The sequence below is a fragment of the Rahnella victoriana genome (genome assembly GCF_021276285.1).
In the GTDB taxonomy this organism is placed as follows: domain Bacteria; phylum Pseudomonadota; class Gammaproteobacteria; order Enterobacterales; family Enterobacteriaceae; genus Rahnella; species Rahnella victoriana.
Genome location: NZ_CP089919.1, coordinates 1,738,745 through 1,765,095, shown reverse-complemented (window position 1 = coordinate 1,765,095; position 26,351 = coordinate 1,738,745). Strand labels below are relative to the sequence as shown.

28 protein-coding genes and 2 pseudogenes are annotated in these 26,351 nt (G+C 56.3%); 18 read left to right on the top strand and 12 right to left on the bottom strand.

Annotation, left to right across the window (positions count from 1 at the left end; genetic code table 11):
- The first annotated feature begins 120 nt into the window (after nt 1–120).
- The 7 genes from urtB (at nt 121) to J9880_RS08115 (ending at nt 5,395) form a co-directional block, all read left to right on the top strand.
- Nucleotides 121–1,689: an urea ABC transporter permease subunit UrtB gene (urtB, locus tag J9880_RS08145; protein WP_232770296.1), complete on the top strand. Its 1,569-nt coding sequence runs from the start codon at nt 121–123 to the stop codon at nt 1,687–1,689.
- The gene (gene urtC / locus J9880_RS08140) at nt 1,689–2,762 is read left to right on the top strand and encodes an urea ABC transporter permease subunit UrtC (protein WP_232770295.1); all 1,074 of its coding nucleotides are present in this window, start codon (nt 1,689–1,691) and stop codon (nt 2,760–2,762) included. The genes urtB and urtC overlap by 1 nt, the downstream gene beginning before the upstream one ends.
- A gap of 8 nt (nt 2,763–2,770) precedes the next feature.
- Nucleotides 2,771–3,568, top strand: a complete 798-nt coding sequence (gene urtD / locus J9880_RS08135; protein WP_095925240.1) for an urea ABC transporter ATP-binding protein UrtD — start codon at nt 2,771–2,773, stop codon at nt 3,566–3,568.
- An 11-nt stretch (nt 3,569–3,579) separates the two neighbouring features.
- Complete coding sequence (gene urtE, locus J9880_RS08130; RefSeq protein ID WP_014333364.1) at nt 3,580–4,278, top strand: urea ABC transporter ATP-binding subunit UrtE; 699 nt, start codon at nt 3,580–3,582, stop codon at nt 4,276–4,278.
- A gap of 181 nt (nt 4,279–4,459) precedes the next feature.
- Nucleotides 4,460–4,618 carry a hypothetical protein gene (locus tag J9880_RS08125; protein WP_166654453.1) on the top strand — a complete coding sequence of 53 codons (159 nt, stop codon included), beginning with the start codon at nt 4,460–4,462 and terminating at the stop codon, nt 4,616–4,618.
- A complete protein-coding gene (locus tag J9880_RS08120) occupies nt 4,596–5,006 on the top strand; it encodes a DUF2442 domain-containing protein (protein WP_232770294.1) in 411 nt (136 codons plus the stop codon). The genes J9880_RS08125 and J9880_RS08120 overlap by 23 nt, the downstream gene beginning before the upstream one ends.
- A 5-nt stretch (nt 5,007–5,011) precedes the next feature.
- On the top strand, nt 5,012–5,395 hold the full coding sequence (locus tag J9880_RS08115; RefSeq protein ID WP_133823040.1) for a hypothetical protein: 384 nt from the start codon (nt 5,012–5,014) through the stop codon (nt 5,393–5,395).
- Between the two features lie 63 nt (nt 5,396–5,458).
- On the opposite strand, the gene J9880_RS08110 is transcribed toward J9880_RS08115, so the two are convergent.
- The gene (locus J9880_RS08110) at nt 5,459–5,707 is read right to left on the bottom strand and encodes a GlsB/YeaQ/YmgE family stress response membrane protein (protein ID WP_056775793.1); all 249 of its coding nucleotides are present in this window, start codon (nt 5,705–5,707) and stop codon (nt 5,459–5,461) included.
- A 405-nt stretch (nt 5,708–6,112) separates the two neighbouring features.
- Between J9880_RS08110 and bhsA the strand changes: the two genes are divergently transcribed.
- From bhsA to J9880_RS08095, 3 genes are all read left to right on the top strand, one after another.
- On the top strand, nt 6,113–6,370 hold the full coding sequence (bhsA, locus tag J9880_RS08105) for a multiple stress resistance protein BhsA (protein WP_095923969.1): 258 nt from the start codon (nt 6,113–6,115) through the stop codon (nt 6,368–6,370).
- A 156-nt stretch (nt 6,371–6,526) separates the two neighbouring features.
- On the top strand, nt 6,527–7,162 hold the full coding sequence (locus J9880_RS08100; RefSeq protein WP_095923970.1) for a LysE family translocator: 636 nt from the start codon (nt 6,527–6,529) through the stop codon (nt 7,160–7,162).
- 19 nt (nt 7,163–7,181) lie between these two features.
- Complete coding sequence (locus J9880_RS08095; RefSeq protein ID WP_095923971.1) at nt 7,182–7,628, top strand: GNAT family N-acetyltransferase; 447 nt, start codon at nt 7,182–7,184, stop codon at nt 7,626–7,628.
- Here the strand turns inward: J9880_RS08095 and yfcF are convergent.
- Together yfcF and J9880_RS08085 are read right to left on the bottom strand one after the other, a co-directional pair.
- The gene (yfcF, locus tag J9880_RS08090) at nt 7,620–8,249 is read right to left on the bottom strand and encodes a glutathione transferase (RefSeq protein ID WP_095923972.1); all 630 of its coding nucleotides are present in this window, start codon (nt 8,247–8,249) and stop codon (nt 7,620–7,622) included. The genes J9880_RS08095 and yfcF overlap by 9 nt on opposite strands.
- A 146-nt stretch (nt 8,250–8,395) precedes the next feature.
- Nucleotides 8,396–8,566: pseudogene (locus J9880_RS08085) on the bottom strand (methyl-accepting chemotaxis protein); the annotation flags it as partial.
- 307 nt (nt 8,567–8,873) lie between these two features.
- Here J9880_RS08085 and J9880_RS08080 point away from each other — a divergent pair.
- Entirely contained in the window at nt 8,874–9,413 is a 540-nt protein-coding gene (locus J9880_RS08080; protein ID WP_095923973.1) for a hypothetical protein, read from the top strand.
- Between the two features lie 11 nt (nt 9,414–9,424).
- A complete protein-coding gene (locus J9880_RS08075; RefSeq protein WP_229921155.1) occupies nt 9,425–9,898 on the top strand; it encodes a GNAT family N-acetyltransferase in 474 nt (157 codons plus the stop codon).
- Here J9880_RS08075 and J9880_RS08070 read toward each other — a convergent pair.
- A complete protein-coding gene (locus J9880_RS08070) occupies nt 9,895–10,347 on the bottom strand; it encodes a GNAT family N-acetyltransferase (RefSeq protein ID WP_095923975.1) in 453 nt (150 codons plus the stop codon). The two genes, J9880_RS08075 and J9880_RS08070, sit on opposite strands and share 4 nt — an antisense overlap.
- Nucleotides 10,348–10,376: 29 nt before the next feature.
- Nucleotides 10,377–10,943, bottom strand: a complete 567-nt coding sequence (locus J9880_RS08065) for a helix-turn-helix domain-containing protein (RefSeq protein WP_119825527.1) — start codon at nt 10,941–10,943, stop codon at nt 10,377–10,379.
- A 137-nt stretch (nt 10,944–11,080) separates the two neighbouring features.
- Here J9880_RS08065 and J9880_RS08060 point away from each other — a divergent pair, with 137 nt between their 5' ends.
- From J9880_RS08060 to J9880_RS08040, 5 genes and pseudogenes are all read left to right on the top strand, one after another.
- Entirely contained in the window at nt 11,081–12,283 is a 1,203-nt protein-coding gene (locus J9880_RS08060; RefSeq protein ID WP_232770293.1) for a benzoate/H(+) symporter BenE family transporter, read from the top strand.
- Nucleotides 12,284–12,405: 122 nt separating this feature from the next.
- The gene (gene idnD, locus J9880_RS08055) at nt 12,406–13,437 is read left to right on the top strand and encodes an L-idonate 5-dehydrogenase (protein ID WP_232770292.1); all 1,032 of its coding nucleotides are present in this window, start codon (nt 12,406–12,408) and stop codon (nt 13,435–13,437) included.
- An 87-nt stretch (nt 13,438–13,524) separates the two neighbouring features.
- Complete coding sequence (locus J9880_RS08050) at nt 13,525–14,121, top strand: DJ-1/PfpI family protein (protein WP_095923979.1); 597 nt, start codon at nt 13,525–13,527, stop codon at nt 14,119–14,121.
- A 129-nt stretch (nt 14,122–14,250) separates the two neighbouring features.
- A pseudogene (locus J9880_RS08045) lies at nt 14,251–14,793 on the top strand (isochorismatase family protein); the annotation flags it as partial.
- A 47-nt stretch (nt 14,794–14,840) separates the two neighbouring features.
- Nucleotides 14,841–15,755, top strand: a complete 915-nt coding sequence (locus tag J9880_RS08040; protein WP_095923981.1) for a GlxA family transcriptional regulator — start codon at nt 14,841–14,843, stop codon at nt 15,753–15,755.
- A 5-nt stretch (nt 15,756–15,760) separates the two neighbouring features.
- Here J9880_RS08040 and J9880_RS08035 read toward each other — a convergent pair whose 3' ends face one another.
- Complete coding sequence (locus tag J9880_RS08035) at nt 15,761–16,756, bottom strand: acyltransferase (RefSeq protein WP_232770290.1); 996 nt, start codon at nt 16,754–16,756, stop codon at nt 15,761–15,763.
- Nucleotides 16,757–16,993: 237 nt separating this feature from the next.
- Here J9880_RS08035 and J9880_RS08030 point away from each other — a divergent pair, with 237 nt between their 5' ends.
- Entirely contained in the window at nt 16,994–18,232 is a 1,239-nt protein-coding gene (locus tag J9880_RS08030) for an MFS transporter (RefSeq protein WP_095923983.1), read from the top strand.
- Nucleotides 18,233–18,360: 128 nt separating this feature from the next.
- Here J9880_RS08030 and exaC read toward each other — a convergent pair whose 3' ends face one another.
- The 6 genes from exaC to fdnG all read right to left on the bottom strand — a co-directional run bounded on the left by exaC (nt 18,361) and on the right by fdnG (nt 26,268).
- Entirely contained in the window at nt 18,361–19,899 is a 1,539-nt protein-coding gene (exaC, locus tag J9880_RS08025) for an acetaldehyde dehydrogenase ExaC (RefSeq protein WP_095923984.1), read from the bottom strand.
- A 101-nt stretch (nt 19,900–20,000) separates the two neighbouring features.
- Nucleotides 20,001–20,642: a glutathione S-transferase gene (locus J9880_RS08020; RefSeq protein WP_095923985.1), complete on the bottom strand. Its 642-nt coding sequence runs from the start codon at nt 20,640–20,642 to the stop codon at nt 20,001–20,003.
- A 93-nt stretch (nt 20,643–20,735) separates the two neighbouring features.
- The gene (gene fdhE / locus J9880_RS08015) at nt 20,736–21,650 is read right to left on the bottom strand and encodes a formate dehydrogenase accessory protein FdhE (RefSeq protein WP_119825536.1); all 915 of its coding nucleotides are present in this window, start codon (nt 21,648–21,650) and stop codon (nt 20,736–20,738) included.
- On the bottom strand, nt 21,647–22,300 hold the full coding sequence (gene fdoI, locus J9880_RS08010) for a formate dehydrogenase cytochrome b556 subunit (protein WP_119825538.1): 654 nt from the start codon (nt 22,298–22,300) through the stop codon (nt 21,647–21,649). The genes fdhE and fdoI overlap by 4 nt, the downstream gene beginning before the upstream one ends.
- Nucleotides 22,297–23,208, bottom strand: a complete 912-nt coding sequence (fdxH, locus tag J9880_RS08005; RefSeq protein WP_112291572.1) for a formate dehydrogenase subunit beta — start codon at nt 23,206–23,208, stop codon at nt 22,297–22,299. The genes fdoI and fdxH overlap by 4 nt, the downstream gene beginning before the upstream one ends.
- A gap of 12 nt (nt 23,209–23,220) precedes the next feature.
- A complete protein-coding gene (gene fdnG / locus J9880_RS08000; protein WP_232770289.1) occupies nt 23,221–26,268 on the bottom strand; it encodes a formate dehydrogenase-N subunit alpha in 3,048 nt (1,015 codons plus the stop codon).
- Between the last annotated feature and the right edge of the window lie 83 nt (nt 26,269–26,351).

The following is a 26,351-nucleotide window of genomic DNA, read 5'->3' as shown; positions in this document are numbered from 1 at the left end:
CATTAATACCCCACCCCAGCCCTCCCCTTCGCAGGGGAGGGAGCAGATCGGCGCCTTTCACTCCTCCCCCTTCGCAGGGGGAGGAGCAAACCAGCATCAACTTTATGCGGCGAGAACATTATGAGAATCCTCATCCGATCACTGCTTTTCCTGCTTTGTTGCCTTCCGTTGCTGGCCGAGGCGGGGGCGGCGAATGACTTTGCTGCCGCCAGCCGCAGCCAGCAGGCCACGTTATTACAGCAATGGGCGGCGGATCCGCAGCCGGAAAGGTTGCCGCTGCTTGAGGCGCTGAAGCAGGAAAACGTCGTCATCGATGAAGCAAAACACGCATTCATCCGCAATGGCGATCAGCTGACGCCGCTGGAAGGCGACGTCCAACCGCAGGGTGACACCAAAAAAGTATGGCTGAACAACCGCCTGCGCATTCTGATTGCCAATGCGCTTTCCGCGCACCGTCTGGTGAGCACCGACAGCGCCGTCCGTTTGCAGGCCGCCAGAGCTTTACAACGTGAAGCGCAGGCCGATCAGCTGCCGCTGCTGACCCATCGTCTTGAACTGGAAAAAGACAGCACGGTGCACGACGCCCTTTCCATCGCGCTGGCGAATTTACAGCTGACCGATGCCAGCCCGCAGGTACGCCTGAAAGCCGTTGAACTGCTCGGCACGTCGGGCGACCCGGATACGCAAGGCCGTCTGCAAAGTCTGACTGATCCGCAAACGGAAGCCGATGCCACGGTGCGCAACGCCGCGCTCGCCAGCCTGAAAGCGGTACAACATCGCCTGTTAATCGGCGATCTGCTCGGACAGGCTTTTACCGGATTATCCCTCGGCTCGATTCTGCTGCTGGCCGCGCTGGGGCTGGCGATCACTTACGGTTTGCTGGGCGTGATTAACATGGCGCACGGCGAAATGCTCATGCTCGGCTCTTACTCCACCTACATGGTGCAGTCGCTGTTTCAGCACTACGCGCCGGGATTGCTGGCGCTGTATCCGCTGGTCGCGCTGCCGGTGGCCTTTTTCATTACCGCCGGGATCGGCATGGCGCTGGAGCGCACGGTGATCCGCCATTTATACGGGCGTCCGCTGGAAACCCTGCTGGCCACCTGGGGCATCAGCCTGATCCTGATCCAGGGCGTGCGCATGCTGTTTGGTGCGCAGAACGTTGAAGTGGCGAACCCCGGCTGGCTCTCCGGTGGCATTCAGCTGCTGCCGAATCTGGTGCTGCCGTACAACCGCATCGCGGTGATCATCTTCGTACTGCTGGTGCTCGGCCTGACCTGGCTGCTGCTCAATAAAACGCGCCTTGGCATGAACGTCCGTGCCGTGACGCAAAACCGCGCGATGGCGGCCTGTTGCGGCGTGCCGACCGGTCGCGTCGATATGCTGGCGTTCGGCCTCGGTTCCGGCATTGCCGGTCTGGGCGGCGTCGCGCTGTCGCAGCTAAGCAATGTCGGCCCGGAACTCGGTCAGGGTTACATCATCGACTCCTTCCTGGTGGTGGTGCTCGGCGGCGTCGGACAACTGGCGGGCACCGTGGTGGCGGCCTTTGGTCTGGGCATTGTGAACAAAATTCTTGAGCCGGAAATCGGCGCGGTACTGGGGAAAATCCTGATCCTCGCGCTGATTATCCTGTTTATCCAGAAACGTCCTCAGGGACTCTTCGCCTTCAAAGGCAGGGTGATTGACTGATGAGCCAGCCTCTGACGATTACCGGCGTACAAAAAGCGCCGAAGATTGCGATTTCGGTGGGCACGCTGGTGCTCATCATCCTGATTGTGATGCCGTTTCTGGCGTTATTGCCCGCCACAAATCCGCTGGCGATCTCCACCTACACGCTGACATTGATCGGTAAGATCCTCTGTTATGCGATCGTCGCGATCGCACTCGATCTGGTGTGGGGCTACGCCGGTTTGCTGTCGCTCGGTCACGGGTTATTTTTCGCCCTCGGCGGTTATGCGATGGGCATGTATTTAATGCGGCAGGCGGCAGGCAGCGGGCTGCCGGATTTTATGTCGTTCCTCTCATGGACCGAACTGCCGTGGTTCTGGGCAGGCACGCAGCATTTTGCCTGGGCGCTGTGCCTGATCGTGCTGGTGCCGGGCGCACTGGCGTTTGTATTCGGCTACTTTGCTTTCCGCTCAAAAATCAAAGGCGTCTATTTCTCGATCATGACGCAGGCGCTGACCTACGCCGGTATGTTGCTGTTTTTCCGCAATGAAACCGGCTTCGGCGGCAACAACGGCTTCACCGGTTTCACCACCCTGCTCGGCTTTCCGGTCACCGCCACCAGCACCCGCGTGGGACTGTTTTTAGCCACGGTTCTGGTGCTGGTGGCCAGTCTGGCGCTCGGTTTTGGCCTGGCGCGCAGTAAATATGGCCGCGTGCTGACCGCCGTGCGCGACGCTGAAAACCGGCTGATTTTCTGCGGCTACGATCCGAAAGGTTTCAAGCTGTTCGTCTGGACGATTTCCGCCATGTTGTGCGGCCTGGCGGGCGCGTTGTACGTGCCGCAGGTCGGGATTATCAACCCGGGCGAAATGTCGCCGACCAACTCCATCGAAGCCGCCATCTGGGTGGCGCTCGGCGGCCGCGGCACACTGATCGGCCCGATTATTGGCGCAGGCATAGTCAACGGCGCGAAAAGCTGGTTCACGGTCGCCATCCCCGAATACTGGCAGTTTGTGCTCGGCGGCATGTTTATTCTGGTGACGCTGTTCCTGCCGCAAGGCGTGATTGGCCTGCTGCGCAAGAGGAAATCCTGATGAGTCCGATGACCATGACCGAAGACCTGTTTACCCAGCCACATCTGGCGGACAGGCACCGTGAACAAACCGATCCGATTTTGCAGCTGGAAAACATTAACGTCAGCTTTGACGGATTTAAGGCGCTGACCAATTTGTCGCTGAACATCGGCGTCGGCGAATTACGCTGCGTCATCGGCCCGAACGGCGCGGGGAAAACCACGCTGATGGACGTGATCACCGGCAAAACCAAACCGCAAAGCGGGCGCGTTTTTTACGATCAGCGCACCGATCTGACCAAACTGGATCCGGTGCGCATCGCGCAGTCCGGCATCGGGCGCAAATTCCAGAAACCGACGGTGTTTGAGGCGCTGACCGTGTTCGAGAATCTGGAAATCGCGCAGAAAACCAATAAATCCGTATGGGCCTGTCTGCGCGCCAAAATGAACAGCGAGCAGCGCGACCGCATTGATGACATGCTCGGCACGCTGCGTCTGGCGGCGGAACGGCATCGGCCGGCGGGCCTGCTTTCGCATGGGCAGAAACAGTTTCTGGAGATCGGCATGTTGCTGGTACAGGAGCCGCATTTATTACTGCTCGACGAACCGGCAGCGGGCATGACCGACGCCGAAACCGAATACACCGCCGAGCTGTTCAAACAACTGGCGGGCAAACATTCACTGATGGTGGTCGAACACGATATGGGCTTTGTGGAAACCATCGCCGACCACGTGACGGTGCTGCATCAGGGGCAGGTTCTGGCCGAAGGTTCGCTGCGCGATGTGCAGGCCAACGAGCAGGTTATCGACGTGTATTTAGGGCGCTGAGGAATCGCATTATGTTGCAGGTAAATGAACTGAATCAGTTTTACGGCGGCAGCCACATTCTGCGCGGCCTGTCTTTTGAGGCAAAAATCGGTGAAGTGACCTGTCTGCTCGGGCGCAACGGCGTGGGAAAAACCACACTGCTGAAATGCCTGATGGGGCTGATCCCGGCCAAATCCGGCACCATCCGCTGGCAGGATCAGGTGATCAACAGCCGCAAACCGCACCAGCGCGTGCAGGCGGGCATCGCCTATGTCCCGCAGGGTCGCGAAATTTTTCCGCGCCTGACCGTCGAAGAAAATCTGCTGATGGGTCTGTCGCGATTTTCCGGCAGCCACGCAAAACAGGTGCCGGATGAAATCTACCACCTGTTCCCGATCCTGCTGGAAATGAAACATCGCCGGGGCGGGGACTTGTCCGGCGGCCAGCAACAACAACTGGCCATTGGCCGCGCGCTGGCCTGTAAACCCAGCCTGCTGATCCTCGACGAACCGACCGAAGGCATTCAGCCGTCGGTGATTAAGGAAATCGGCGCGGTGATCAAACAGCTCGCCGCACGGGGTGACATGGCGATCCTGCTGGTCGAACAATTCTACGATTTCGCCGCCGAACTGGCCGACAGCTATCTGGTGATGTCACGCGGCAGCATCGTCAAACGCGGCCGTGGCGACGAAATGGAAGCCGAAGGCGTGCGGGGTCTGGTGGCGATTTAGCCCGCTGATAAAGTAACGCTCGCTTATTCCCCCCGTCAGGCCTACCATAAACCTAACTGCTAGGTTTATGGATAAACTCATGCCCACAATTCTGCGTTTTTCAGGATGGCTGATTATGGTGTACAGCCATGATCATCTGCCCCGTCATGTACATCTCCGGCGCGGAGATCAAAGAATCAAAATGGCTTTTGACCGTCATTCACTTAACTTCGATACCATGGAAATCTATGGTGTCGGCACGTTCGCGGAGATCAAAGGTTTGTTCCGTTATCTGGAAGCAAATATCGTCACGCTCAATGCTGAATGGGAGAAGATCCATGGCACCAATGACACGATTTGAAGCGGCATTAAAACGCGGGGAGCAAACGGCCAGCGACCCTTCCCGCCCTGTTTCTGTCGACTATCGTCCGGAGCAACATGCCTTTATGATCATGCACGGTAATGGCGTGGGCTATCTGATTAATATTGATTTGATAGCAGAACTTCAGCACGCCACCCGGGAGCAGCTGAACACCGCTGAAGTGGATGGTTTCAGTAAAGCATTGCGTGTTCCGGCATGCGATGTGGATATCTATCTGCCAGGGTTGCTGGCAAAAATCCTTTTTGATGCCAGTGATTTACAAAAAATTGTGGCATCGGTTAATGGCGCGATGCGCAGTGCCGCGAAAGCCAATGCCAGCAGGGTAAACGGCAAAAAAGGCGGACGTCCGCGTAAAAATGCAGAGTGAAGTTAATGCCAAAAATCAAAAGTCAGGAAGCCCTGGTGCGTCAGCGTAAACGCTGGGTCGTGCTGGCGGTGCTGATGGCGGTGATCGCCGCAGGCCATCAGTGGTGGAAACAGGGGAAGCTGGTTTCGGAGCAGTGGAGTCCGAATAAAGAGTATGTGGTGCGTGAGTACAAGACGTTTGAATTTATCCCGCGCATGACCATGCCGGGCGACGGCGGGCATTATTCCGGCTATATGCGTGTCTACAACCGCGACGGCAAACAGTTTTACGAGGAGTATTCTGACCTGCTCGATTTTATCGAAGGACCGTTCTGGGCGAAGGAAGGCGTGTACTGGATGGGCAATGAAAATCAGGACATCGTGCGGCTGCCGACGTCGCCGGTGGAGTGATTCACAGACACAAAAAAGCCGCGACCTGCGCGGCTTTTCACATCTCAACCTAAGGTTGACACCTTAGCTTCTGATTTTGCGGTAGATAAACAGCACGACAATCGCACCGATCACGGCGACAACGAAGCTGCCGAAGTTGAATCCGTCTACGCGGCCAAAACCGAAGAACGTACTGATGTACCCGCCCACGACGGCACCAACGACACCCAGAACAACGGTCAGAATGAATCCGCCGCCATCTTTGCCCGGCATGATCCACTTAGCCAGAATACCTGCAATCAGACCAAAGATAATCCAGGATAAAATTCCCATTTTCGACTCCTCCGAATAAATTTCCGTTACCGTGAATATTGTTCAGCCAAGTCAGCCAAACAAAAGCAGAACGTTTCGCGCTCTGCGAGCAGAACGTGTGTTTTACACGAACGCCCCTCTTCTTGAACTGCAATCAAAGTCTAGCACCGATTCTACAAAACCGCCCAAAATCAGCAGGAAGGAAGAAAAACGCAGAGAAATCTAAGGCAATTTCAGGCTGTGTCAGCACGAATGCGGTTACGTCAGCTACCCGCATTCGCACGTAAAACTGCGTAAAAAGTAGACCAAATATTTTGAATGAGATACTCAAATCAATCCGTTTTTCATCTCCGCCAGACAGGCCTATTATACATTCATCGAAAGGCAACCACCTTTCACTCTCATAACCTGAATGGATGAATCATCATGAAAAACGTCAAAATTTTTGCTGTAGCTGCCACCCTCTCCCTGATTTCTTTCGGTAGCTTCGCGGCAGAGCAGATCACTCAGCCTTCCGGCGACATGCAAAAAATCGGTGTGATTTCCGCAGCCAACTCCACCACAATCGGCGGCCTGGAAGCGAAACTGTCTCAACAAGCGAAAGAAGCCGGTGCCTCTTCTTACCGCATCATCTCCGTGACCGGTAACAACAAACTGCACGCTGACGCTGAAATCTACAAATAATCGCCTGCGAAAAACCCTCTGAAAAGCCTGTGGAAGCCCGACTTCCACAGGCTTTTTTATTTGCCAGTATTTTTATGCCGAATTTCGTTTAAATTCGCGATTGCAACTCTCCCATCCTGTTCACTATTCTGGTTTTTTCGCTCATCAGGAAAAGCCATGACCGTTACCGAATCTCTCCTTTCTTATGCACTTGCTGCCGGAATTTTAACGCTGACACCGGGCCTGGATACCGCATTGGTTCTGCGCACGGCGGCCAGTCAGGGCAGCAAAAAAGCATTATTGTCAGCATTTGGCATCAGTACCGGCTGTCTTATCTGGGGCGCGATGGTGGCACTCGGCTTAGGCGCGGTTCTTGCGGCGTCTGAAATGGCATTTACACTGCTTAAGTGGACCGGCGCAGCTTATCTGGCCTGGCTCGGTTTGCAGATGCTGCTCAAACCGCGGAGCGAAATGAACATGTCCGCGCCGGAGGGCAGCGGGAAAGTGTTGCGCATCGGCAATTCTCCGTTCATAAGGGGATTGTTTGGCAATGTGCTGAACCCGAAAGTCGGCGTATTTTATGTTTCTTTCCTGCCGCAGTTTGTCGCTACCGGCTATCCGGTCGGGCCTTATATTTTTGGGCTCGCCGCCATGCACGCCGTGATCGGCACACTCTGGTCCATCACCATGATTTCCGCCACGCGGCCGTTATCGCGCTGGTTGCGCCGCCCCGCAGTGGTCAGAACGCTTGATCGCTTAACTGGCACCGTTTTTCTTGCCTTTGCAGTACGACTCGCCACGACAAAACGTTAACGATAAAAGGAATCCTGTCATGAAGACCCGTCTCAGCCATGCCCCGACCGAAAACGATCTCGAGGAGATCAAAACGGCACTGCGTAATTTCAACAGAAACTTTGTCCCGCAATCGAAATTCCGCGCATTAGGTATTTTTGTGGAAGATGAACAGGGTAACAAACAGGCGGGCATTGTGGCGGAAACGGTCGGCAAGTGGATGTACATTCAAATGCTGTGGGTGGATGAATCGCTGCGTGGACAGGATGTCGGCACGCAGCTGATAACAGAAGCGGAAGAAGAAGCCAAAGCGCGGGGCTGCCGGTATTCGCTGGTCGATACATTCAGTTTTCAGGCGCGGCCTTTCTACGAACGTATGGGCTATCACATGCAGATGGCGCTGGAAGATTACATCGCCGATACCCGCGCGCCGGACGATGCGCCCTCGACGCATACCCGGTTTTTTCTGACCAAAACCTTAGGCTGAAAGCGCCAGCCATTCCTTAACCGATGGCCGCTGCCATTGCGCTTCTGCGTAAGCGGCCAGTTTTTCCGGCATCACATCACCGTTCAGATGCAGACGGTTGAGCATCAGCGCCAGATCGACATCCGCAATACTCCATTCGCCAAATAAATGTTCTTTATCCCCCAGCAAACGCTCTGCGGCGGCATACAGTTTTTCGGCTGCCTGCTGCCCTTTTTCACTGAGTGCCGGGCGTTTTGCGCCGGCAAACACCACTTCTGTCGAACGCTCCTCACGGATCGGCATCAGATCACTGCGCAGCCACGCCTGCACTTCACGCGCTTTAGCGCGATTTTCCGGATCGGCCGGATAGATAGCCGGAAACGTCGGCGCCGGGAAAAGCGCTTCAACGTACTCATCAATCGCCGACGATTCGGATAACACAAAGGTGCCGTTGGTCAGCGTCGGAACGCGACGGGTCATGGACAGCGCCGAATAGGTTTCTTTCAGGTTCTCCGCATCTGCCAGGCTGACCGTTTCCAGTTCAAACGGAATGCCCTTTTCAGTCAGCGCCACAAAAGCAGACATCACGTAAGGACTGAAAAAATCAGCATCAGAGTACAAAATCAGTGAAGGCTGGCTCATGGAAATCTCCTGAAAAAAGAAAGCAAAAGGAAGAAAAACATAGCGCAGAAAGCGGGGGGTGTCGTTAAAAACTCGTTCAGAGAACGCTTTAATACCCCCTCCCCGCCTCCCCCTTCGCAGGGGGAGGAGCAAAAACGCGATCTGCTCCCCTGCTCACCTGCACGCGCGGCTTCAACCGCGGCGTTCAGCGCCAGAATGTTAGTCTGGAATGCAATGCCATTAATCACGGACGTGATCTCAGAGAGACGCCGCGAACTGTCGTCAATATCGCCCATAATACCGACAACATCCGTCATGATGCTGTCACCCTTACCGGCAATTTTGGTGGCATTGGCGGTCAACTCTGGCCGCCGGTGAAAGCGCCTGCATCTGACTCATAAAACTACCCCGGAACAGAAAAACGTACAGTGAAAACTCACGATGAAATAACGCGGATAATCTGTCCCTGATGCTGGCCCGGCAGAAGCGGGAATTCCCTTATCGTCTGAATTATCGGCAACAGGCGGAGATGCTATAGCCAAAACGGTAAAAAACTCTCCCGTAAAGATAAACGTTCGCATCCTGCGCCGCTCTCCCTATACTGCTGTTATGTCGGCTGATTCAGCACCTGTTCAGGAAACTCCTATGAAGTCATGGTTCTTACCACTTCTGCTGCTCGCGCCGCTCTGTTCGCAGGCTGCTTCCACGCCGAAAGAAATCAAAGCGCGTTTCAGCCAGTTTAAGATCGGGGATAAAACCATCTGCCTTGATGACGTGACGTACGCCAACAACAGCAAGATGAAAGTCATTGAAAACGGCTTTGTGGTCGCGAAGCGTAAAAATGTGCTGGTTTACCAGAGCAATACGCTGTTTTTGCTCGGCAATGACATCACGGTTAACATCAAAGCGGTGATCGAAAGCCGGGCGGGAAAAACCGCCTTCAGTAACCAGTTCAAGCAGGCGATGATCAAGGTCGACGGGCTGGACGATCCGGCGCGGGCGAATGAGAAAGCCAAAATCATTCAGTCTTTCGAAGAGGTGATCGCCGATAAGCACAATGAAACCCCTTACAGCTCCGTCGCGCTGACCGATAAGGGCTACATCATCACGCAGGTTGAAAGCCATTCAACCACCATCAGCGAATGCTATGTCACGCCTTATAAAAAGGCGGAAACCAGTCAGTAAATCAGAGGGAAATGATGACCGTTTTAGTGCCCATGAGTGCCGGATTTTATGCAGAATTTGCCGAACAACTGGCGAAGGATTATGCCGAAGAGAACGTGACCGCCGGTCTGTGGCGGGCGGATACCGCGCTGGAACGCGCGCGAAGTTCGACGCAAAGCGCGTTGCCACAGGGCATCGATACGCCGGACCATTATCTTTATGAAATCCGCGCAGAAGAACACAGCGAAACGGCAGGCTATCTGTGGTTCGCGAACGTGGAACGCTACGGCGTGCGCAGCGCGTTTGTGTATGAGCTGACGGTCTTCCCGCAATTTCGCCGTCAGGGCCATGCCGCTGCGGCATTTCGGTTGATGGAAGACCGCCTGCGCGATCTCGGGAGTGTGGCGATTGAGCTGAATGTGTTCGCCAGCAACCCCGGAGCGCAGGCGTTGTACGCCAGCCTGGGTTACGTCACCACCAAAATGAATATGCGCAAACCGCTTTAGCGCTGATACTTAATAAAGTCAGTCAGCGTACCAATACGGTCATACAATTTACGGGCCGTATGGTTGGTGGTTTTCGTCGTCCAGTAGACATTGGCTTTCTGATTGTCGTCGGCGTAAGCGTATACCGCTTCAATCAGTTTTTGCCCGATCCCCAGTTTCCGCGCGGCGTCATCGACGTATAAATCCTGCAAATACACCACCTGCTGCATATGCCAGCCGTGATCGTGATTGATACAGTTCACCAGCCCCACCAGCTTTCCCTGATGTTCAGCCACATAGCCAAACATGTCGGCATAATCAGGCTGCGATAACCGCCGGAAGGTGTAATCAAACTGCGCCGGATCGAGCGTTGACTGATAAAAATCCAGATAATCGCGCCATAACACTTCCCAGCTGTCGCGATCAGCGGGGGTTAACGGACGGATCACCACATCGTGCGGCTGGCTCATCGGGTCATTCTCCTCAGGAAATGAAAAGGTTACGGGCGTGACTGCGGATAATGTATCAGGTCGTGGAAACGCACGGAATGGCCGCTGTCGTTGCAGTATCCATGCGGACAATCGGCCGCAAAACGTAGCGCCTCACCGGCGCGGAGAAGGCGCGTCACGCCATCAACGGTCAGCGTCAGTTCCCCGTCGATCACAATCACATGCTCAATCACGCCCGCTTCATGCGGTGTGGATTCGCTGCATCCGCCCGGCTCGAGATCGATAACAAACATGTCCATCCGCAGCGTGGCGTCATAAGGAAACAGCGGCACCACGCGCATCCCCGAGGTCGCGCTGTCGAACGTGGTCAGCAGGCCATGCCGATGCAACGCCGCCGACTGCGCGGGCGGGGTTTCGAGAAATTCTGAAAACGAGACATTCAGCCCGCTGGCGATTTTCCACAGCGTTGCCACCGTCGGGCTGGATTCGCCACGCTCAATTTGTCCGAGCATCGCCTTGCTGACACCGGTGTGTTCAGCCGTCTGGCTGAGGCTCCAGCCGCGCTCGCTGCGCACGGCCTTCAGCTGGCTGCCAATATGGCGGGTGAGTTCCTGCATTGTGTCTCCTCTGCGACGATGATCGTTCATCGCGATTGTGCGTTATAACGCACAGTGATATCTTGAGCGCATCGAACGTGCGCTATAACGCACAACAGCATACCGCCAGTGGCCGGTAACCAGAAGGATTTTCACCCATGGCTTCGCGTTTCAGTGTGCAGGATCTTACCTTTTCGGCGGTGATCGCCGGATTTGTGGCGGTTTTAGTCGGATATACCAGCTCGGCGGCGATTATCTTTCAGGCGGCGGAAGCGGCGGGTGCCAGCGTCGCACAGATTGGCGGCTGGCTGAGTATGCTGGGGCTGGGCATGGGCGTCACCAGCATCGGTCTTTCGCTGTATTACCGCACGCCGGTAGTGACCGCCTGGTCCACGCCCGGGGCGGCGTTGCTGGTCACCAGCCTGCCCGGCACCTCGCTGAATGAGGCGATCGGTGTGTTTGTGTTTGCCACCGGGCTGATTCTGCTGTGCGGCGTGACCGGCCTGTTCGCCCGGCTGATGCATTACATTCCTCAGGCACTTTCGGCCGCCATGCTCGGCGGCATTCTGCTGCGTTTCGGGCTGAACGCGTTTACCTCGCTGCAAAGTCATTTCGCCCTCGCGGGCAGCATGTGTCTGGTGTATCTGCTGGCGAAACGCGCCCTGCCGCGCTATGCGGTGGTGCTCGCGCTGGCCACCGGGCTGATTGTCGCCGGTTTCCAGGGCGATATTGCGCTGCACGGCCAGACACTGACCTTCGCGGCACCGGCGTTTGTGATGCCGCATTTCACGCTTTCATCGATGATCGGCATCGGCATTCCGTTTTTTGTCGTCACCATGGCCTCGCAGAATGCGCCGGGGATCGCCACGCTGAAAGCCCACGGCTATCACCTGCCCGTTTCCCCGCTGATTTCCTGGACCGCGCTGACGGCGTTAGTTTTAGCGCCGTTCGGCGGTTTTACCGTCTGTATCGCCGCCATTACCGCCGCGATCTGCATGGGTGAAGATATTCATCCTGATCCGAAAAAACGCTATATGGCTGCCGTCGCGGCAGGCATTTTCTATCTGATCGCGGGCGTGTTTGGTGGCTCGATCGGCATGGTCTTTACCACGCTGCCGGAGGCGCTGATCCACACCATCGCCGGGCTGGCGTTACTCGGCACCATTGCGGGCAGCCTGTACCGCGCACTGGAAAATGAAAAACAGCGCGATGCGGCGATTATTACATTTCTGATCACCGCGTCCGGCGTCACGCTGCTGGGCGTCGGCTCAGCATTTTGGGGGCTGGCGGGCGGTGTGATCACGCATCTGATCCTCAGCATTCCGGCGCGAAACCGTGATAACTCCGCCGGGAAAGGTTGAGTGCGTTCAAGTTATGGGTAACAGGTTTTCGTAACACGGCACAAAGTGACGACGGTCACATTTTCCGGCGGGTAAACCCTCTTTACTGGGCGCAATCAGGCCCTTTAAAGAGCGAGAATTCCATGACTATCAGCACGCAATCTTGTGTCGTGACCGGGAAAAAAGACGTTTCAGTGATCAACCAGACCCTCGACTACACCGGCCAGGGCACGCTGGTGAAAATCACCCGTGGCGGCATCTGTGGTTCCGATCTGCATTATTACGAACACGGTGCCGTCGGTGATTTCAAAGTGCGCGAGGCAATGGTGCTCGGCCATGAAGTGGTGGGTGTGGTGGAGAAATCCGACAACCCGCGTTTGCAGCCCGGTCAGAAAGTGGCGCTGAATCCGAGTAAGCCATGCAAGGCCTGCAAATATTGCCTGTCCGGCGACGAGAACCAGTGCACCACCATGAAATTCTTCGGCAGCGCGATGTACTTTCCGCACATCAACGGCGCGTTCACGCAGTATAAAATTGTCGACAGCGCCCAGTGCATTCCTTACGACAATCAGGTCAGCGACCGTCTGATGGTGTTCGCCGAACCGCTGGCTGTCGCCATTCATGCCGTGAACCAGGCGGGTGATATTCATGGCAAAACCGTGTTTGTGTCCGGCGTCGGCCCGATTGGCTGCTTAATCGTGCTGGCAGCGAAAGCCAAAGGCGCAGCGCAAATCTTGGTGACAGACCCGAGCGAACGTTGCCGCACGCTGGCACTGGCGGTAGGCGCAAGCAAAGCGCTGGATGCCGCACAGGGCGATTTCAGCGAATATCAGGCGCAGAAAGGCTTTTTCGACGTGGCCTTTGACGCCTCAGGCCATCCTTCATCCATCCGCCGCTGTCTGGAAGTGACCCGTGCGCGCGGCACGCTGGTGCAGGTCGGTATGGGGCCGGTGGTGAATGAATTCCCGCTGATGATGCTGATTGCTAAAGAAATTAACTGGGTCGGCAGTTTCCGCTTCACGGAAGAATTTAACACTGCGGTGGAATGGCTGGCGAATAAAACCGTGGATCCGATGCCATTGCTGTCGGCGGAATTCCCGCAGGAAAGTCTGGTGGAAGCACTGGACTACGCGATGGATAAATCCAAAGCGTCGAAAGTGCAGTTGGTTTTCTAGTTCACTCTGCAACGCCACTCACAATATCAAAACAACGTTTCATTTTATGATGTCCTCTGATTTTTATCCTCAGAGGACTTTTGCATTATGGTAAAGGACAACGCGAAGAAACAGGTCGCCCTGCTGCTGGCCGACGGATTTGAAGAAGGCGAAGCGGTGATTGTGCTCGATATTCTCGAGCGGCTGGAGATTCAGGTCACCACGCTGGCCTGCCAGAAAAGTCAGACGCTGCGCACCTATCACGGCATTCAGATGCAGGCCAACGAATTGCTGTCTGCGCAGGGCGACCGTTTATTCGATGCCGTGGTGATGCCCGGCGGACCGGAAGGATCCGTGGCGCTGGCGGCCAGCAAAGAAGTGGCAGAGTTTGTCCGCCGTCACGACGAGGCCGGTAAACTGATTTGCCCGCTGTGCTCCGCTGCCGCCCGCGTGCTGGGTGGAAATGGCCTGCTGAAAGGCCGCCGCTATGTCTGCTCCGGCGATTTATACAAAGACGTGAAAGACGGCGTTTACGTCAATCAGTCCTTTGTGGAAGACGGCAATTTGCTCAGCGGCAAAGGGCTGGGGCTGGCGTTTGATTTCGCATTCCAGCTGGCTTACCGCCTGACCGGCAATGCCGAAGCCACCAATTTCCAGGCCGATCATATCGATTATCACCACTGGCGCGCCGATCAGAAACTTTGATCAAAAAACAGAACCGATGGCGGATGGCGCAGGTCGTCCGCCCCGGTCAGTATCCTGTCCGTTTTTGGCATTCATCTCATCTTAATTCAGGCGCACACTGACTTCACACTCAACAGATGGAGTCCGGAAATGACACACAGCGCCCTGTTAAATATCGACGTTCAGCGTTCCTTCGAACATAAAGACTTCTGGCAGCAGGAAGATTTACCGGCGTTCAGCGACGCGTTAACCCGCCTGATCGCCGGCTGTCAGACCCGCAACGTGCCGGTCATCGACGTATTTCACGTCAATCCGGATGGCGTGTTTTCGCTGGATTCCGGCCTGGTGACACCGATGTCTTTCCTCACCCATCAGCCGCAACATGTCGTGCATAAACACGTGCATAACGCCCTGACAGAATCCGGCCTCGACGGCTGGCTGCGTGAAAAAGGCATCACGCATCTGATCATCGCCGGAACACGCACCGAACAGTGCTGCGAAACCACGGCACGCGTGGCCTCCGACCTGGGCTACACAGTGACTTTCGTGACCGAAGCGACACTGACCTTCCCGATGACCCACGCCAGCGGCGTCACACTGAGCGCGCAGGAGATCAAATTGCGTACCGAACTGGTGCTCGCCGACCGCTTTGCCACCGTGACCGACGTGAGCGGTGCGCTGGCGGAACTCGACCGCGCTGTGTGAAGATAGCGTTTTCCCCTGCGGACGGATGAAACACGATGCAGCGAAATGTCTACTTTGTGACGCTCCCCGGCGTGATGTCGCTGGATCTGACCGGTCCGGCTGAAGCGCTGCGCCTGAGCGGTCAGTTCCGGCTGCACTACATCGGGCCGCAGCCGGAAGTGATGATGTCGACAGGCCTGACGGTCAGCCATTTGCAGCCACTCCCGCAAGGTCTGCCCGCAGGCAGTATTCTGATCATGCCCGGCGTCGCCGAATCCGCCGAAAACTTTACCTCGCCGGTGGCGCTGACCGCCTGCGACTGGCTGCGTCAGCAGAAAAGCGCCATTGAGGCGGGGAGTTTAACGTTAGTCTGCATCTGTTCCGGCAGCCTGCTGGCCGGAAAAGCCGGGCTGCTCGATGGCTATCAGTGCACCACGCACCACGACGTGATCGACCGTTTACGCCAGCAGGTGCCCGCCGCGCAGGTCAAAGATAACCGCATATTTGTCGAAGACCGCTCAGTGCTGACCAGCGCCGGTATCAGTGCGGGTATCGATCTGGCGCTGCATCTGATCGCCACACATCTGGGCGCGCAGGCCGCGCTGGATGTCGCCCGCGAAATGGTGGTGTATTTCCGCCGTGGCGGTGATGACCCGCAGCTTTCTCCGTGGCTGCGTTACCGCAATCACCTGCACCCTGCCGTGCACCGCGCGCAAAACCTGATGGCCGCCGAACCGGAATCCGCCTGGCAGGTGGAAGATGTCGCCGCCAAAGCGCACATCAGCGGCCGCCACCTCACCCGTTTGTTCCGCCAGCATCTGGGGATCAGCGTGCGCGATTACCACGAACAACTGCGCATCGCCGTCGCACAACAACGCCTGCAACAAGGCGCGGGGATCGAAAAAGCCGCACTCGCCGCCGGATTCTCGTCAGCAAGGCAGTTCAGACGGGCGCAGGAGCGGTGGCGTTAGCGGTGTCAGCTCACCCAGTTCCTTCGGTCTATTTTCCCCAGCGCCATTGCCAGTAATAAACCGCCGCCCAGTCCGCAGATAAACAGCCAGATGATGTTCAGCAGCGGGAATTGCGGGAAGTCGAGATGCTGGCTGCGCAGGCCGATGATGATTAACGCATGAAAGCCGTAGATCGCCAGTGAATGACGTGAGATCAGCGCAAATCCCGGCAGAATGCGCTGTGTCAGCGCATTTTTGAACGCCACAAACAGCGATATGGCGGAGATAAACACCAGCGGCCCGCTGTAAACGTAGAAAGTGTCGGCGAAATTCTGATTAATCTGCATCTGCCGGTAGGTTCCCGTGGCAATCGCCAGGGTGCTGAGGATAAACAGGCCGCCAGCCGCCAGCGTGACCGCCGTTCTCCCGGTATTAAGCTGGCTGATGGCGCGCCCCATCAGGGCATAAAGGACGTAGTAGAAGGTATCGCCGCTGATGTACAAATCCAGTGGCAGAAGGTGGATTTTCTGCCATGTCACCTCAGGAAGCTGCGGATTCGCCAGCACACCGAGCAATATTCCCGCGATCAGCACGTATTTTCCCGGGACGGCCTTAACGTTAATCAGCGGGGAAAGCAGGTAAATCACGATGATCGCGTAGAAGAACCAAAGATGATAAAACACCGGTTTTTCCAGCATCAGACGCAAAGACGGCCAAAATCCGATTTTTGTCATCGTGAGGATATAGAGAAGCGAGACGGCGCTGTAGAACAGCAGGCATAACGTGACGCGCAGGAAATGCCTTTTTTGCGCGCTCTTTTCGCCAAAGAACAACGCGCCGGAAATCATAAAGAACAGCGGCACACAGACCCGTGACGCAGAATTAAGCAGGTTTGCCACCGTCCATTCAGCCGTATGCACCGCCGCGAAATTGACCACCAGCGACGTGCTGGCGTGGATCATCACCACCATCATGCAGGCGAGCGCGCGCAGGTTGTCAATCCAGCTGATTTTTTGGCTCATTCCCGGCAATTTCCTTCTTATCGATGGGGTGTTTGCAGCCTAGCCAGCTTTTGAACGGCAAACAAGGTAAAAGTGCCGATCTCAGATTGTGCTGAAGGTGAATCGGAAGATTGCGTTGCGCTCAAATAATCGGCAAAATAGCCAGCATTACTGCCTCGCCTGCGAAACCCGCCCGGACAGTCTCTTATTTTCTGCTAATTTTCAACCGATTAGCCTTACGTCTGTGAATAACTAAAAATGCATAATTCTCCAAATACTGCGTCCCTTCTGGGGCGGCAGGCGCTTTTGTTCCCTCTGTGCCTGGTGCTGTTCGAGTTTGCGACCTATATCGGCAACGATATGATCCAACCCGGCATGCTGGCCGTCGTGGCTAATTTTAATGCCGGGGAAGAATGGGTGCCGACATCCATGACCGCGTATCTGGCGGGCGGCATGTTCCTGCAATGGCTGCTCGGACCGCTGTCCGACCGGCGCGGGCGTCGTCCTGTGATGCTGGCGGGCGTCAGCTTTTTCATCATCACCTGTCTGGCGATTTTGTTCGCACAAAACATCGAGCAGTTTATGGTGATGCGTTTCCTGCAGGGCATCAGCCTGTGCTTTATTGGCGCCGTCGGCTATGCCGCGATACAGGAATCCTTCGAGGAATCGGTGTGTATCAAAATCACCGCCATGATGGCCAACGTCGCCCTGATTGCGCCACTGCTCGGTCCGCTGGCCGGTGCGGCGCTGATCCACGTTGCGCCGTGGCAGTCGATGTTTGTGATTTTCGCCGTGCTCGCCGCGATTGCGTTGTGGGGCTTGTGGAAATCCATGCCGGAGACCGCTTCCCGTCTGGGCGAACCCTTCTCCATGCCGAGTCTGCTGCGTGATTACAAACACGTGCTGAAAAACCGCCAGTTCCTGTGCGGCGCGCTGGCGATTGGTTTTGCCAGCCTGCCGCTGCTGACATGGATTGCGCAGTCGCCGGTGATTTTAATCAGCGGTGAAGGCTTAGCGGCCTACGATTACGGATTGTTGCAGGTGCCGATTTTCGGCGCGCTGATCATCGGTAACGTGACGCTGGCGCGCCTGTCCGGCAAACGCACCGTCGAATACCTGATTAAGCTGGGTGCAGGCCCGATGGTGGCCGGTCTGCTGATCGCCGCGGCGGCCACGCTGGTTTCCGCCCATGCGTATTTGTGGATGACTGCCGGTCTGAGCCTGTATGCCTTCGGGATTGGTGTGGCGAATGCCGGTTTGTACCGCCTGACGCTGTTCTCCAGCGACATGAGCAAAGGCACAGTCTCCGCCGCGATGGGCGTCATCAGTATGTTGATCTTCACGCTGGGCATTGAGCTGGCAAAAGTGGCTTACGTCGAAGGCGGCGCGGGGATGTTCAACATGTTCAACCTGTTAAGCGGCCTCGCCTGGCTGGCGCTGGTCGCGGTGTTCCTGCGCAGCCGTCAGGTGGTTCTGCCGCCGAACAGCGTGGTGTGATTCGATCTGAGTCGTCTGCAAAACCCCCTCCCCGCCTCCCCCTTCGCAGGGGGAGGAGTAAAAGCACCGACCTGCTCCCTCCCCTGCGAAGGGGAGGGCTGGGGTGGGGTATTAATGGCAACTCAGAATCAGAAAAGCCCCATCGGTTTACTCGAATAACTCACCAGCAGGCACTTGGTTTGCTGATAGTGATCCAGCATCATCTTGTGGGTTTCACGCCCGATACCGGACTGTTTGTAGCCACCGAATGCCGCGTGCGCCGGATAGGCGTGGTAGCAGTTGGTCCAGACACGGCCTGCCTGAATGTTACGCCCCATGTGATACGCCACGTTGCCGTCACGGCTCCAGACGCCCGCCCCTAATCCATACGCCGTATCGTTGGCGATTTGCAGCGCCTCATCCATGTCTTTGAAGGTGGTTACCGCCAGCACCGGTCCGAAAATTTCTTCCTGGAAAACACGCATGTTGTTTTTACCCAGCAAAATTGTCGGTTGCAGGTAATAACCCTCGTTCAGCGAGCCTTCGAGTTTTTTCTTCGCGCCGCCGGTCAGCACTTCCGCGCCCTCTTGCTTCCCGATTTCGATGTAATCCAGAATGGTTTTCATCTGTCCGGCAGATACCTGCGCGCCCATCTGGGTTTCGATATCCAGCGGGTTACCGGTTTTGATGGCTTCGACGCGTTTGATGGCGCGTTCCATAAAGCGTTCGTAGATCGACTCCTGCACCAGCGCGCGGCTCGGACAGGTACAGACTTCGCCCTGATTGAAGGCGAACAGCGCAAAGCCTTCCAGCGCTTTGTCGAAGAATTCGTCCTCTTTATCCATCACATCCGCGAAGAAGATATTCGGCGATTTGCCGCCCAGTTCCAGCGTCGCCGGGATCAGGTTTTGTGCGGCATAACCGGCAATTTGCTGGCCGACTTCCGTCGAACCGGTAAACGCCACTTTCGCGATGCGTTTGGACGTCGCCAGATATTCGCCGATTTCCCCGCCCGCGCCGTTGACCACGTTGATGACCCCGGCAGGCAGGATATCCTGCACCAGCTCCATCAGCAGCAGAACGGAAAGCGGCGTCAGTTTGGCCGGTTTGAGCACGATGCAGTTACCTGCCGCCAGCGCCGGTGCCATTTTCCAGCAGGCCATCAGCAGCGGGAAGTTCCACGGGATAATTTGCGCCACCACACCCAGCGGTTCGTGGAAATGATAGGCGACAGTTTCGCTGTCGATTTCGCTGATCCCGCCTTCCTGAGCACGCACGCAGGAGGCGAAATAACGGAAGTGGTCGATGGCTAAAGGCACGTCAGCGCCGCTGGTTTCGCGGATCGGTTTACCGTTATCCCAGGTTTCGGCATTTGCCAGCAGTTCGATGTTTTGTTCCATGCGATCGGCGACTTTCAGCAACAGGTTTGCCCGCTGCTGCACCGGCATTTTGCCCCATTCGTCTTTGGCTTTATGGGCGGCATCCAGCGCCAGATCGACGTCTTCAGTGCCGGAGCTGGCAACTTTGCACAGCACTTCGCCGGTTACCGGCGTCAGGTTGTCGTAATATTCATTTTTCACCGGCGCGACCCATTCACCGCCAATGAAATTGTCGTATTGTTTTTTGAGTTTGAGCGGGAAACCGTATTCTTCCGGTTTGACGGCATGAGGATTTTTATCATAAGCCATGATGGAACTCCTTTATGCAGCAGGTTTTAGCAGAACGCTGCATAAAGCGTAGGCGGTGGGTGTCTCTCAGGCGGGATGTAAAGAGAACTCTTCGAGCAGCTTCACACCTTTTTTGCTGCAACGCTGACGTTACCACTCCCCGGTGGTGTGGTGCGCGCAAAACTCTCGCGCTGGAACAGGCGCTCGACCAGTTTGATCAGCTCAGGATGCCCGACACACCAGCCCGGCGCGATACGCCGGAAGTTGAGGTAGCCCAGACAGCAGGCGACGGCGATATCAGCCACGTTGAGGCTTTCGCCGTTAAGCAACGTGCGCTTTGCGGCATGGCTTTCCAGCGCATCCAGCCCGCGCAGCAGTTTTTCCCGCTGACGCAAAATCCAGGCTTCGTTACGCTTGTCGGCATCGCGCCGCCCTTCCATCACCAGCGCCACAGCGGCATCGGTGACGCCATCGGCCAGGGCTTCGATTTGCTTCACGCGCAGGGCGTCCAGCGGCTGCCACGGCAACAGCGTCGGCGCGACATTCATCAGCTCGATGAACTGCACAATGATCGGGGAATCATAGAAAACTTCGCCGTCGTCGGTGACCAGCGCGGGGACTTTTCCGAGAGGATTGAAGCGGGTAATTTTGCAGTCCGGTTCGTGGGGCGTGTCGTTAATGAAATCAAACGGGATGCCCTTTTCCAGCAACATCACCGAAATCTTTCGCACATACGGGCTGGTATAACTGCCGATCAACTTCATCAGACCCTCCTCGTTTTCGCCGGAACCTGTTTTAAAGCTAGCAGCCCTGCGCCTTCTTCGCCATGAAGCGACGCAGGCTGCCAGTTTTACAGATTATTCCGCGGGAAACAGGAAGGGGTTGATGCCGCTGCCGGAAAAACCTTTGTCTTCCATCCGGTCATCCAGCAACAGCGTGGCGAGATCGTCTGCCACGGCCTCTGCCTGCGGGTCTTTTTCCTGATAAATCACTTTCAGGTAAGCGCCGCAATCGTCACAGGCTTCGGCTTTCACTGTCGCCTGCTCGTCATCGATCGACCACAGATTCAGATGTTCCATTTCATCGCAGTTGCTGCATTTGGCGCGCACCACATGCCATTCGCTTTCGCACAGATTGCAGTGCAGATAGCGCAGGCCGCTTTGGGCACCCAACGAAATCACCGCAGAAACAGGCACGCTGCCGCACACCGGACAGAACTGGCGATTTTCGCCGTAATCCGCCCGCCCGACGCCACGCAGTTGCGCCGCCATCTGCGCCCAGTACAGCGACAACGCGGCCCAGATAAAGGGCGCTTTGTCGGCAGGAACGTGTTTGAAATCCTGATTCAGTAACTGCGTCGCCATCATTTCCCGTTGCAGCCCCGGAGAATGTTCAAGGCGTTCCAGCACCGCGCGCACCGGTTCCGACGCTTCCGCTTTCAGCACGGCGATCAGCGCATCCAGCAAGGTCAGCCAGTGCGCCGTGCGCGGAAACAGACGGCAGTCGAGCGGCGGTTTACCGGCGGCTTTCTCTAATTCCTGACTCAGATCGATACTGAGCGGAAATTCTTTCAGCACGCGCTGCTGTGCATCACAAATCGCCGCAGCGAAGTTGAGATACCCGTCGAGCGGGCTGTCTTCTGCCAGCGCGCGCAGACGATCGGCACGGCGCTGATAGAGCGTTTTCAGGTTGGCGAACAATACCGGCGGGATGTTTCCCGCCGTGGTTTTACCGTCTGCCAGTTCGTCCTGTGGAACCATCTGGATACTCATCCGGCCTTCCTCTCGTCGTGTTCTTTTTTCTGCTCTTCCTCACGCACCTGACGGTACCAGCGCGGATGGTGATATTTCGCCCATGACGCCGGGACTTTGCCGCCGGTCATCGCCGCGATCGACCCTTTCGCCCAGGTCGCCGCGTAGACGTGCATGATGATCACCAGAATCAGCCCGATACCGGCCAGTGAATGCACCAGCAGCGCCAGACGGATCAGCGGGATGGGGAAGAAATCCGCAAACCACGGACGCCAGATAATGACGCCGCTGGCCATCAGCAACATAAGGCAACTGATCGCCGCCCAGAACACGCATTTCTGGCCGAAGTTATAGCGTCCGGTGTCGCCGACTTCATGGTTGGTCAGCACTTTGCCGATATTTTTCGCCCACACGATGTCGTCTTTTTCCGGCAAATTGTGCTTCCAGTAACGGAAGAACATGCCGAGGAAAGAAACAAACATCACCACGCCAAAGAACGGGTGCAGGATACGCGCCAGTTGCGGCGTACCGTACACGTTCATCAGCCAGTTAAACGACGGGAAGAAAAAGCCGATGCCGCTGAGCGCCAGCGTCACAAAGCAAAAGGCAACAATCCAGTGATTGAGGCGTTCTGCCAGGTTATAGCGCTGGATTAACTTCTCTTTTTTCATGGCCGTTTCTCCTCATCGTCATGTTTTTCGCCTTCTTCTGCGTGCTCTTCCTCTTTCACATAGTTCGGCCCGACACCAAGGAAATGGAAGGCTGCCGCCGCAAAGGTGACGGCGAAGCCGACCGCCGCCAGCGGTTTCCAGACACCTTTCCATAAAGTGACTGCGGCGCTGATCGCCGGATCTTTCGGCAGGCCGTGATACAGCTGCGGGTTGTCAGCGTGATGCAGCACGTACATCACGTGCGTACCGCCGACGCCCTGCGGATCGTACAAACCGGCGTGCTCAAAACCGCGGCCTTTCAGTTCGCTGACGCGTTCTGCGGCCAGATCCTGCATCGCGGTTTTGGTGCCGAAATGAATTGCGCCGGTCGGGCAGGTTTTCACACAAGCGGGTTCCTGGCCGACGCTCACGCGATCAACGCACAGCGTGCATTTGTAGGCACGGTTATCCTGTTTGTTGATACGCGGGACGTTGAACGGGCAACCGGCGATGCAGTAACCGCAGCCGATACAATGTTCTGACTGAAAATCGACGATGCCGTTGGCGTACTGCAAAATTGCGCCTTCCGCCGGACAGGCTTTCAAACAGCCCGGATCGGCGCAGTGCATACAGCCGTCTTTGCGGATCAGCCATTCCAGCTTGCCGTTTTGTTCCACTTCCGAGAAACGCATCACCGTCCAGGATTTCGCACTGAGATCCATCGGGTTATCGTACACGCCGGTATTGATACCCACTTCATCGCGCAGGTCGTTCCATTCGGAACAGGCGACCTGACAGCCTTTACAGCCGATGCAGGTGGTAACGTCGATCAGTTTCGCCACTTCCTGCTGATGGTCACGGGCACGCGGTGCAGGCGTGAACCCGTTGGTTGCGGACTTACGAAGTATGTCCTGAGATTGCATTGCCATAATTCGCCTCCGTTAGACCTTTTCCACGTTAACCAGGAACGCCTTGAATTCCGGCGTCTGCGAGTTAGCGTCACCGACTGACGGCGTCAGCGTGTTGGCTAAATAGCCCTTACGCGTCGCGCCTTCAAAACCCCAGTGGCACGGGATGCCAATGGTGTCGACGTGCTTACCGTCGATGGTCAGCGGCCGGATGCGTTTGGTCACCACGGCTTTCGCCACGATGAATCCGCGCTTCGAAGAGATTTTCACCTCATCGCCCTGCGCAATACCCTTCGAGGCGGCCAGACCTTCGCCGATCTCGATAAACTGTTCAGGCTGCGCGATGGCATTCAGCAACGCATGTTTGGTCCAGTGGCGGAATAATTCGGTGATCGAATAGGTGGTCGCCACATACGGGAAATCTTTGGCAGTGCCCATATTCGGCACATCGCTGGCAAAAATACGGGCGACCGGATTGGAAATCACCGCCGGATGCAGCGGGTTGGTGCCAATCGGCGATTCGATCGGTTCGTAATGCTCAGGGAACGGGCCGTCCGCCATTTTGTCGGTCGCGAATAAACGCCCGACGCCTTCCTGTTGCATGATGAACGGTCCTACGCCGGAACCCGGTGCAGCAGCGCTGTAATCCGGGACATCAAAACCAATCCATTTCGCGCCATCCCAGCGGATGATTTCGCGTTTTGGATCCCACGGCTGACCCTTCGGGTCGGCGGAGGCGCGGTTATACAGAATGCGGCGGTTGAGCGGCCAGCACCATGCCCAGCCGGACGTACAGCCCAGACCGGACGGATCGGCGTTATCGCGGCGCGCCATCTGGTTACCGGCTTCGGTCCAGCTACCGGCGTAAATCCAGCAGAAACTGGCGGTGGTGCCGTCGTTTTTCAGATGGGCAAAGGTCGACAACTGCTGGCCTTTTTTCGCCAGCAGATTGCCCTGCTCGTCATGAATGTCGGCCAGGGCTTTACCGTTGGCTTCGCGGGCAATTTCTTCCGGCAGCGGGTCGAGCGGATCCTGATAATCCCACGCCATATTCATCACCGGCAGCGGATTGGCACCGCCTTCCTGCTGATACAGCTCGCGCAGTTTCATAAACAGACGGGCGATGATTTTGCCGTCGTGCAGCGCCTCACCCGGCGGCTCAGACGCCTGGAAGTGCCATTGCAGCCAGCGGCCGGAGTTCACAATCGAACCATTTTCTTCCGCAAAACAGGAAGACGGCAGGCGGAACACTTCGGTCTGAATATCCGCGGTCTGCACGTCGTTCATCGCGCCGTGGTTCTGCCAGAAGTTCGAGGACTCGGTCACCAGCGGGTCGATCACCACCATGTATTTGAGTTTCGAAAGCGCGCGCGAGGATTTGTTTTTGTCCGGGAAAGCCGCCAGCGGGTTGAAGCCCTGCACGATATACCCGTTCAGTTTGCCTTCGGTCATCAGCTCGGCCTGTTGCAGCACGTCGTAGCTTTTATCCCATTTTGGCAGCCAGTCAAAGCCCCAGTCGTTTTCCGCCGTGGCGTGATCGCCCCAGAAGCTTTTCATCATACTGACGAAGAAATTCGGCGTGTTTTTCCAGAAATTGACCTGCCCGTCCACCAGCGGTGTCGGCGTGATCTGTTGCAGATAATCGGCGAAATTCGTCTGTTTTTCCGATGGCAACGGCATATAGCCCGGCAGGTTCAGCGACAGCAAACCGAGGTCGGTGTAACCCTGAATATTGGAGTGACCGCGCAGTGCATTGACGCCGCCGCCCGGCATCCCGATGTTGCCGAGCAGCAACTGGATCATCGCCGCACAGCGGATGATTTGCGCGCCGCCGGTGTGGTGCGTCCAGCCCAGCGCATAGAGGATGGTCGAGGTTTTATCGCGCGCGCAGGTTTCCGCCAGAATCGAGCTTATCAGCAGAAAATCTTCTTTCGAGGTGCCGCACAGGCGCTCAACCAGTTCCGGCGTGTAACGGGAAACATGCTCTTTCAGCAGATTCCACACACAGCGCGGGTCCTGTAAGGTTTTATCCTGTTTCGCGAAGCCTTTTTCATCGAGCTGATAGTGCCAGCTTTCTTTGTTGTAGGATTTTTTCGCCGCATCGAAACCGCTGAACAATCCGTCATTAAATTCGTAGTCTTCACGCACCAGCAGGCTGGCGTTGGTGTATTCCCGGACGTATTCAGTCTGAATTTTATTGTGGGTGATCAGATAGTTGATCATGCCGAGCAGGAAGGCGGTGTCCGAACCGGCGCGGATGGGCGCATAAATATCGGCCACGGCGGCACTGCGGTTGAAACGCGGATCGACGACGATGACTTTGGCGTTATTTTTGGTTTTGGCCTCAATCACCCATTTGAATCCGACCGGATGCGCTTCTGCCGCATTTCCGCCCATAATTAAAATGACGTTGGCGTTTTTAATATCGACCCAGTTGTTGGTCATCGCGCCGCGACCGAAGGTCGGGGCCAGTGCCGCCACGGTCGGGCCGTGACACAGCCGCGCCTGACAGTCGATCGCCACCATGCCCAGTGCGCGGGTAAATTTCTGATCCAGCAGACCGGTTTCGTTGCTGGCCGCCGACGAGCACAGCATGCCGGTGGTCAGCCAGCGGTTTACGGTGACGTTGTTTTCATTTTTCTCGACAAAATTGGCGTCGCGGTCATCTTTCATCAGGCGGGCGATACGGGAAATCGCCTCATCCCAGGAGATACGCTGCCATTTGTCAGAGCCGGGTGCGCGGTATTCCGGATATCTCAGACGGCCTTCACTGTGGATGTAATCCAGCACGCCTGCGCCTTTCGGGCACAACGAGCCACGACTGACCGGATGATCGGCGTCACCCTCTACGTGGAAGATATTTTCAGTGACGTTTTTCGCGCCGTCGCCCTGGCTGTAAATCAGCATGCCGCACCCGACAGAACAGTACGTGCAGTTGTTGCGGGTTTCACGGGAGCGAAGCAGTTTGTATTGGCGGGTTTCCGCCAGCGCCATTGTCGGAGTGAATCCTAATAATGCCGCTGTGGTGCCGGCCATACCGCCAGCACATATTTTGAATAATTGTCTTCTGCTGACTTGCATGAAAGACTCCTTCCCATCATTTGTTAACACATTGCTTTTCAAATTGCCGCTTTCACGAACAAACCCGGAAGCGGTAAAATTAA

Excerpts from the sequence above, each read along its gene's own strand:
- urtB (WP_232770296.1), top strand. The coding sequence starts at position 121 with ATGAGAATCCTCATCCGATCACTGCTTTTCCTGCTTTGTTGCCTTCCG.
- urtC (WP_232770295.1), top strand. The coding sequence starts at position 1,689 with ATGAGCCAGCCTCTGACGATTACCGGCGTACAAAAAGCGCCGAAGATT.
- urtD (WP_095925240.1), top strand. The coding sequence starts at position 2,771 with ATGACCATGACCGAAGACCTGTTTACCCAGCCACATCTGGCGGACAGG.
- urtE (WP_014333364.1), top strand. The coding sequence starts at position 3,580 with ATGTTGCAGGTAAATGAACTGAATCAGTTTTACGGCGGCAGCCACATT.
- J9880_RS08125 (WP_166654453.1), top strand. The coding sequence starts at position 4,460 with ATGGCTTTTGACCGTCATTCACTTAACTTCGATACCATGGAAATCTAT.
- J9880_RS08120 (WP_232770294.1), top strand. The coding sequence starts at position 4,596 with ATGGCACCAATGACACGATTTGAAGCGGCATTAAAACGCGGGGAGCAA.
- J9880_RS08115 (WP_133823040.1), top strand. The coding sequence starts at position 5,012 with ATGCCAAAAATCAAAAGTCAGGAAGCCCTGGTGCGTCAGCGTAAACGC.
- J9880_RS08110 (WP_056775793.1), bottom strand. The coding sequence starts at position 5,707 with ATGGGAATTTTATCCTGGATTATCTTTGGTCTGATTGCAGGTATTCTG.
- bhsA (WP_095923969.1), top strand. The coding sequence starts at position 6,113 with ATGAAAAACGTCAAAATTTTTGCTGTAGCTGCCACCCTCTCCCTGATT.
- J9880_RS08100 (WP_095923970.1), top strand. The coding sequence starts at position 6,527 with ATGACCGTTACCGAATCTCTCCTTTCTTATGCACTTGCTGCCGGAATT.
- J9880_RS08095 (WP_095923971.1), top strand. The coding sequence starts at position 7,182 with ATGAAGACCCGTCTCAGCCATGCCCCGACCGAAAACGATCTCGAGGAG.
- yfcF (WP_095923972.1), bottom strand. The coding sequence starts at position 8,249 with ATGAGCCAGCCTTCACTGATTTTGTACTCTGATGCTGATTTTTTCAGT.
- J9880_RS08080 (WP_095923973.1), top strand. The coding sequence starts at position 8,874 with ATGAAGTCATGGTTCTTACCACTTCTGCTGCTCGCGCCGCTCTGTTCG.
- J9880_RS08075 (WP_229921155.1), top strand. The coding sequence starts at position 9,425 with ATGATGACCGTTTTAGTGCCCATGAGTGCCGGATTTTATGCAGAATTT.
- J9880_RS08070 (WP_095923975.1), bottom strand. The coding sequence starts at position 10,347 with ATGAGCCAGCCGCACGATGTGGTGATCCGTCCGTTAACCCCCGCTGAT.
- J9880_RS08065 (WP_119825527.1), bottom strand. The coding sequence starts at position 10,943 with ATGCAGGAACTCACCCGCCATATTGGCAGCCAGCTGAAGGCCGTGCGC.
- J9880_RS08060 (WP_232770293.1), top strand. The coding sequence starts at position 11,081 with ATGGCTTCGCGTTTCAGTGTGCAGGATCTTACCTTTTCGGCGGTGATC.
- idnD (WP_232770292.1), top strand. The coding sequence starts at position 12,406 with ATGACTATCAGCACGCAATCTTGTGTCGTGACCGGGAAAAAAGACGTT.
- J9880_RS08050 (WP_095923979.1), top strand. The coding sequence starts at position 13,525 with ATGGTAAAGGACAACGCGAAGAAACAGGTCGCCCTGCTGCTGGCCGAC.
- J9880_RS08040 (WP_095923981.1), top strand. The coding sequence starts at position 14,841 with ATGCAGCGAAATGTCTACTTTGTGACGCTCCCCGGCGTGATGTCGCTG.
- J9880_RS08035 (WP_232770290.1), bottom strand. The coding sequence starts at position 16,756 with ATGAGCCAAAAAATCAGCTGGATTGACAACCTGCGCGCGCTCGCCTGC.
- J9880_RS08030 (WP_095923983.1), top strand. The coding sequence starts at position 16,994 with ATGCATAATTCTCCAAATACTGCGTCCCTTCTGGGGCGGCAGGCGCTT.
- exaC (WP_095923984.1), bottom strand. The coding sequence starts at position 19,899 with ATGGCTTATGATAAAAATCCTCATGCCGTCAAACCGGAAGAATACGGT.
- J9880_RS08020 (WP_095923985.1), bottom strand. The coding sequence starts at position 20,642 with ATGAAGTTGATCGGCAGTTATACCAGCCCGTATGTGCGAAAGATTTCG.
- fdhE (WP_119825536.1), bottom strand. The coding sequence starts at position 21,650 with ATGAGTATCCAGATGGTTCCACAGGACGAACTGGCAGACGGTAAAACC.
- fdoI (WP_119825538.1), bottom strand. The coding sequence starts at position 22,300 with ATGAAAAAAGAGAAGTTAATCCAGCGCTATAACCTGGCAGAACGCCTC.
- fdxH (WP_112291572.1), bottom strand. The coding sequence starts at position 23,208 with ATGGCAATGCAATCTCAGGACATACTTCGTAAGTCCGCAACCAACGGG.
- fdnG (WP_232770289.1), bottom strand. The coding sequence starts at position 26,268 with ATGCAAGTCAGCAGAAGACAATTATTCAAAATATGTGCTGGCGGTATG.